This is a genomic window from Sphingomonas sp. CCH9-E2 (assembly GCF_001557215.1).
Classification (GTDB): domain Bacteria; phylum Pseudomonadota; class Alphaproteobacteria; order Sphingomonadales; family Sphingomonadaceae; genus Sphingomonas.
The window spans coordinates 21,057-27,452 of the sequence record NZ_LSJM01000296.1 but is presented as its reverse complement, the minus strand read 5'-3'; the positions used below and the strand labels follow the sequence as shown (position 1 = coordinate 27,452).

The 6,396-nt window shown below is 68.1% G+C and carries 7 protein-coding genes; 3 read left to right on the top strand and 4 right to left on the bottom strand.

What is annotated here, in order from left to right:
- The 4 genes from AX681_RS13690 to AX681_RS13675 form a co-directional block, all read right to left on the bottom strand.
- Positions 1 to 294 (bottom strand): DUF4880 domain-containing protein (locus AX681_RS13690; RefSeq protein WP_156456101.1); only part of this gene is annotated, 294 nt, incomplete at its 3' end.
- A complete protein-coding gene (locus tag AX681_RS13685; protein ID WP_231733682.1) occupies positions 291 to 875 on the bottom strand; it encodes an RNA polymerase sigma factor in 585 nt (194 codons plus the stop codon). The genes AX681_RS13685 and AX681_RS13690, both read right to left, overlap by 4 nt.
- A gap of 500 nt (positions 876 to 1,375) precedes the next feature.
- The gene (locus AX681_RS13680; protein ID WP_082737885.1) at positions 1,376 to 2,821 is read right to left on the bottom strand and encodes a TolC family outer membrane protein; all 1,446 of its coding nucleotides are present in this window, start codon (positions 2,819 to 2,821) and stop codon (positions 1,376 to 1,378) included.
- A gap of 54 nt (positions 2,822 to 2,875) precedes the next feature.
- On the bottom strand, positions 2,876 to 3,208 hold the full coding sequence (locus AX681_RS13675) for a hypothetical protein (protein ID WP_066573213.1): 333 nt from the start codon (positions 3,206 to 3,208) through the stop codon (positions 2,876 to 2,878).
- 322 nt (positions 3,209 to 3,530) lie between these two features.
- On the opposite strand from AX681_RS13675, the gene AX681_RS13670 reads away from it, so the two are divergent.
- From AX681_RS13670 to AX681_RS13660, 3 genes are read left to right on the top strand one after another with little or no spacing between them, the layout of a single operon-like run.
- Positions 3,531 to 3,860 (top strand): hypothetical protein, encoded by a 330-nt coding sequence (locus AX681_RS13670; protein WP_066573210.1) that lies wholly within the window; start codon positions 3,531 to 3,533, stop codon positions 3,858 to 3,860.
- 53 nt (positions 3,861 to 3,913) lie between these two features.
- A complete protein-coding gene (locus AX681_RS13665; RefSeq protein WP_066573207.1) occupies positions 3,914 to 5,176 on the top strand; it encodes a TolC family protein in 1,263 nt (420 codons plus the stop codon).
- Between the two features lie 2 nt (positions 5,177 to 5,178).
- Positions 5,179 to 6,396, top strand: a complete 1,218-nt coding sequence (locus AX681_RS13660) for an efflux RND transporter periplasmic adaptor subunit (RefSeq protein ID WP_066573205.1) — start codon at positions 5,179 to 5,181, stop codon at positions 6,394 to 6,396.

Genomic DNA, 6,396 nt, shown 5'->3' with positions numbered 1-6,396 from the left:
GATCAGCACCAGAAGGGCGGCGACCGCCGCGACGCGCACGATCGGCTGCCGGTGCCAGACGCTGGCGCGGGAGAGGTCGCGACCCCGGCCGAGGCTGGTATTGGCAAGGAAGCTGAATTGTTCCCATTGCCGTGCGAGCCGGTCATAGGTCTCGCTGTTCAGGGCGTCGGCGCGCCATGCCGCGAACGCGGCCAGCTCGGCTTCGCTCGCACCCGCGCGCAGCCGCGCGAACCAGTCGGCGGCCTCCTGCCGCGCGCGTGCCGTAGCCTGATCCTCCCCGGCCGGTACGGTCATCGGAGCGACGAATGGCCGTCGATATGGGCGATGGCACGGCTCATATGCTTCTCGACCGCCTTGATCCCGAGCCCGGTCCGGGCTGCGATCTCGGCATAGCTATAGCCGTCGATTCGATGCGCCAAGAAGATCTCCCGTGTCCGCGGCTTCAATCGCAGCATAGCAGCTTCGAGCCGCGCGAGCATATCCCGCGCTTCGAGCGCGGCGATCTGATCTGGCCCCATGATGGCGACGTCGTCCACGCAGACATGCAGATGCGCGGCATGGCGCGCGGCAGCCTTGGCCTCGTCCTTCAGGAGATTCACCGCGGTCCGGTGCAGATAGGCCTCGGGGCTCTCGAGCCGATCGACGACGTTCTGGTCGAGCGCCGCGAGACGGACGAACGCCTGCTGGGTCAGGTCCTCGGCGGTGTCGTTGGTGGTCCGACGCGACAGGAAGCGGAGCAGCCGCGGCCGGTGCTCGCGAAACAGCGTCTCGAGCCGGCCGGTGACCGTCGGAACGACGCGATCCTCGGGCGGCAGCGGCTCGCTCTCGCCGATGCCGCCGGGAAGCTCGCGCGCCAGCCTCATGCGCTCGAGCATGGTGCCTCCGTCTGCCGACGGAACCGGATTGGAAGCTGAAACCTCGCCATATGCCGCTCCGCTTTTTCGAGGCGGAGCCGGCGAAAGCCGGGTGTTGAGAACATGCTTGAGACACGCGCCGACGCCTTTAGCCGCATGCGGCCTGGACATGTGCGACGGCCACCCGGCAATGCGCCGTGCGAGACCATGGCTTCTCAAGCGAGGTTCTCACGCCTCGGCGCCGTCGTGCCGACGACGCGAACGGAAGGATAAGCCCGTTCAGCGATTTAGCAACTCGGCGCTCGAACTGGAGCGGTCAGCCTTCCCTCCGGCCTATCGCAAGGGCTGTCGGCGCTTGGGTCCCAATCACCATTTGCGGTGCAAACGCGCATCTCAGCGACTCGCTCGGTAACGGATATCGCTGAAGACTCCATCTTCAATGCTAATGTACCACAATTACCTATCCCGAATTTGGGTCATCGCGTGTGTTTCGGTCGAGACAGGAGGTCACCGCGCGCCACTCACTGTGTCAAACTGTTGGGAAGTGCCATTCGCGGAACACCTCCATCAACGGTGCTCGGCGAGGCGGCTGACCGCAGTGGTTCGTCGTGGGAACTCTTGCCACCGCTACTAAATAGCCCAAGATCATGTGCCTCGGCCTGCCCCATCGCCACCAGCAGCCCGAACGCAGCGACATAGGCGTCGCGCCGCGCAGTGACGAGCTGCACCCGCGCATTGAGCAATTCCTGCTCGGCGTTGAGCACGTCGAGCACGTTGCGCGTACCCACCGTCAGCTCGGCGCGCACGCCTTCGACCGCGAGCGTGTTCGCCGCGACCGCATCCTCCGCCGACCGGATCAGTTCGAGCGCCGCTCGATGCCGGGCGAACGCCGCGCGCACCTCGGCGACGATGCGGCGCTCGACCAGCGTCACCTGCTCGAGCGACTGACCGTGCAGCGCTTGGGCGCGGCGCACCTGCGCCCCCGGCAACCCGCCCTGATAGAGCGGGATCGTCGCCGACAGGCCGATCGTCGCGCTGGTCTGGGATTGAAGGAAGGTCCGACCCGGCAGCGAGCTGGTCAGCGACCCCAGATAATTATTGTAGCCGCTCGACCCCACCGCCGAGAGCCGCGGCAGCCGCGCCGCCCGGGCGACGCGCACGTCATAGCCCGCCGCCTGTGCGTCGGTGCGCGCCGCGTCCAGCAGCGGGTTGCCGCCGAGCGCGATCGCGGTCGCCTGCTCGGCGGAACCGGGCAACCCCGGCAGCGGCGCCGGATAGGCGAGCTGGCCGGGTACCAGCCCGACGAAGCGGATGTAATTCTCGCGGCTCGCGATCAGCTGGGCCTGCGCCGCCTGGAGCTGCCCACGCGCCAGCGACAGGCGTGCCTCGGACTGCGCGACATCGGTGCGGGTCAGGTCCCCGACCTCGAACCGGTCGCGCGACGCCTGGAGGTTGGTCGCGAGCACCGTGACGTTGCGCGTGTTGAGCTGGACGATCGCCTCGTCGCGCAGCACGTCCATATAAACCGAGACGATCGCGTTGAAGACGTCCGCCTCGGTCGCGCGCAGATTCGAGCGTCCCGATTCGACCCGGGCATCGGCGGCGCGGATCGAATTGGCGACGCGCCCGCCCTGGAACAACGGGAACGACAGATTGCCGTTGGCGGCAAAGGCACGGGTCGGCGCCGACAGGCTGTTGGCCGAGGTCAGCACATATTCCTGATAATCGGCGGTCGCGCTGAGCGTCGGCCGCGCCGCCGCCTTGGCGATCGGGACCCCTTCGTCGATCGCGCGCAGCCCGGCGCGCGCGGCGGTAAGCCCGGGATTGGTGCGATAGGCATGGCGCAGTGCCGCGCGCAGCGTGGTGACCGGGCCGGAATCCGCGGCGGGCGGCGCGTCCTGGGCGTGAGCGACAGACGCGGGAAGGACGGTCGCGACACACGCGGCCAAGGCAACGAAACGGTGCATGGGATCAATCTCCTGAGCGATGGGAAAGCCGCGCGGGAGCGGCGTCGTACATCGTCAGGCGATCGGCGGTCGCAGCGCTCTGGACGGGACCTCGCCGTGCACGCGGAAGTCATAGCGGGCACAGCCCGGGCTGCGCGACTGTATCACCGGCGTCAGCGTGACGTCGGCGAACACCCCGGCATGGTGATGGTGACAGAGATGTAAATGGGCTGGCAGCTCGCGGCGCTGCCCGTCGGCCTCACGCTGGTCCTGCGTCGCCGACACCCCTTCCTCGGCGCAGCGATCAGTCGCGATCGTCGTCGCAACCGGCATCGGCTCAACGCCGTGCAGCGCCGACTCGCCTACCATGGTCATACCGAGAAGAATTGCGATCAGCAGGCGGGGCATCGTTCCTCGTCCCGGGAAACGTCGGTAATGCGTCGCGGCGCCGCGTGCGATGCGCAGTATGACGCGGCTCCCATTGCAACATTCCTTGCGATCAAACAGGTTCTACTTCAAGATCAAATTCGCACGATCATGTTGAGACATGATATCAGTTGGAAAAATGATGTAAAGTAACAACTTCCATTCTACTTGCGATCGTCATGGCACGAATCGTTCTTGGAATAGAATTGATATATTATATCAACAATTGTGCTTGGGCCAACCTTCATCTGCCTGATTTTACTGGGGTGACAAGCACCTCGCACTGCGATATGGGCACTGTTCAATGCATCGTTTCCTCCTCCTGCTCCTGTGTGCGCTCGCAGCCCTGTCGATGGGCACGGGGGCGGTTGCGCATGCGGCGGAGCGCAGCGTCTGCGCCGAGCAGGCCTCGGACAAGGCCGAGGTCCATTCGGGAAATGAGGAGCCGGGCAAGCCCGCCTCCGACCAGGGCTATGGGCATCAGCATGGTTGCCATGGCCACCACCTCATGGCGATCATGCCCGAGAAGTCGGCCGTCAGCCACGCCCTGCCCTCGACTGCGCCGTTCGTGCGAATGGCGCCGGCGCTGTATGCCGCGCGCAGCGATCCCGCGTTGAGACCACCGCAAGCCTGACAACCACTCGGCCGCGCCTGCGCGGCATGGCTTGGTTTGTCAGGAGTATTTACATGCATCGTATCCTCGCGGCCCTTCTGGCCGCGGTGTCCTGCGCGGGAATCGCGCAGGCGCAGACGTCGCCACCGGCCTCGGCCGGCGACGTCCTCACGATCGACGACGCGCTCGCCCAGGCAGGTGCTGTGTCCCCAACCGGCGACGTTGCCGAAGCTGGGATTCGTGCGGCTGAGGCGGGCCGCGTCGTCGCGGGACTGAGGCCCAATCCCACCGTTACCACCGACGTCGAGAACATTCTCGGCACCGGACCCTATCGTGGCCTCGACGAATCCGAGACGACGGTCAATTTCGCGCTACCGATCGAGCTTGGCGGCAAGCGTTCGGCGCGCATCGCCGTCTCCGAGGCCGAAATCACCCGCGCGCGAATACAGACCTTGGTGGCGGGTGCCGACCTGCGGCTGGGCGTAGTCCAAGCCTATGTCCAGGCCATCGCCAGCGAGCGCCGCCGCGCGATCGCCGAAAGCCAGATTACGGTGACCACGGAAAATCTTCGGATCGCACGCGACCGGGTTGAGGCGGGCGCCAACTCGCCGATCGACGAGCAACGCGCCCAGCTCCAGCAGGTGAATGCCGAGACCGAGCTCGCCCAGGCGCAGCGCGCGGCCGAAGCGGCGCGTGCAACGCTTGAGCGCTATCTCGGCCGGCCGTTGAACGAAAGTCTCGACGCCGCCTGGTATGAGCGCGTCGGCGGCTACGGCCCACAAGAGCCGGTCCGCGCCGACGGCACGCTCGCGTTGGCGATCGCCCGCGCCGACGTATCGGCAGCCGAAGCACGGGTGCGGCTGGCGCGCAGCCAGCGTGTGCCCGACCTCACGGTGAGTGCGGGTACGCGGCGGCTGACCGCGACCAAGGATCAGGCTATGGTGTTCAGCGTATCGGTGCCGTTGCCGATCTTCAATAATGGCCGGGCCAGCGTGAACCAGGCGCTGGCCGAGCGCGACCGGGTCGATGCGCAGCGCCGCGTCGCCTTGTTCGAGGCGGAGCAGGCGATCACCGCAGCGCGCGCCGACCGCGATCGCGCGGCGGCCGCAGTGCGCGCATCGGGACCCGCGCTCGCCGCCGCGACCGAATCCGCGCGCATCGCGCGCCTCGGCTATGGCGAGGGCAAGTTCGACCAGATTGTGCTGCTCGATGCCGAGCGGACCCTGCTCGACACGCGCCGCGCCGCGGTCGACGCGCTCGCCCAATATCACGACGCCGAGGCCCGTCTGGCCCGGCTCACCGCGCCGGCGCCCGTGCCGGCGGCAACAGGGAATTGACGATGAACAAGCTCATCATTGGAGGCGCGACTCCGCTCGCGCTGGCGTTGCTGCTCGCCGGATGCGGCGGCGGCGACCCCGCCGCCAACAACAGCACCGAGGCCGGCCATGCCGAGGGCGAGGCGGGGCACAAGGAAGGCGAAGCCGGGCACAGCGAGGCCGAGGGCGCACACAAGAAAGGCGAGAGCGAAGGCGGCGGCGAGGAGGGCACGATCACGCTCACCGCGCAGCAGATCCGCGCCGCAGGCATTGAGATTGTGCGTCCGGTGTCGCGCGGCGGCGGCACGCTGCAGTTGCCCGCAACGATCGAGGGCGACCCGCAGGGAACGCAGGTCGTCTCGGCGGCGATCGGCGGGCGCGTCGTCGCGCTCAACTATAATCTCGGTCAGCCGGTCACGCGCGGTCAGGTCGTCGCGGTGATCGAGAGCCGCGAGGCCGCCACGATCCGCGCCGAGGTCGAGGCGGCGCAGGCGCGCAGCGCGCTCGCCCAGTCCAACCTCGCGCGCGAGGAGCGGCTGTTCAAGCTGCGCGTCTCGCCCGAGCGCGACGTGATCGCCGCGCGCACCGCCGCCACCGAGGCAAGCATCGCGCTGCGGCTCGCCCGACAGCAGGTTTCGGCCGCCGGGGTCAGCGGCGGCGCGCTCAACCGCATCGGCGTGACCGCGCCAATCGCGGGGCGCATCACCGCGCGCCCGGTGGTCCTCGGGCAGACCGTGGCCGCGGACGCCGAGCTGTTCCGCGTCTCCAACCTGTCGCGGGTCGCGGTGACCGTGTCGTTGTCGCCCGCCGATGCCGCACGCGTCGCGGTCGGCGCGCCGGTCGAGATCAGCTCGGGCGGACGCCGTTCGGCGGCGCAGGTGAGCTTCGTCTCGCCGGTACTCGACGAGACCACCCGGCTCGTCACCGTAATCGCGCTGATCGACAACAGCGCCGGCCAGTGGCGCGTCGGCGAGCCGGTCACCGCGGTGGTGCAACTGCCCGGTCAGGGCGGCGGCGCCGTCAGCGTGCCCGCCTCGGCGCTCCAGACCGTCGAGAATCGTCAGGTCGTGTTCGTACGCACATCGAGTGGGTTCCGGGCCGTGCCCGTGACCGTCGGTGCGCACAGCTCCGGCTCGGTCGTCGTGACCTCAGGCCTCACCGGCCGCGAAGAGATCGCCGGTACCGGCAGCTTCACCCTCAAGGCCGAGCTCGGAAAGGGCGAGGCGGAGCACGGACACTAA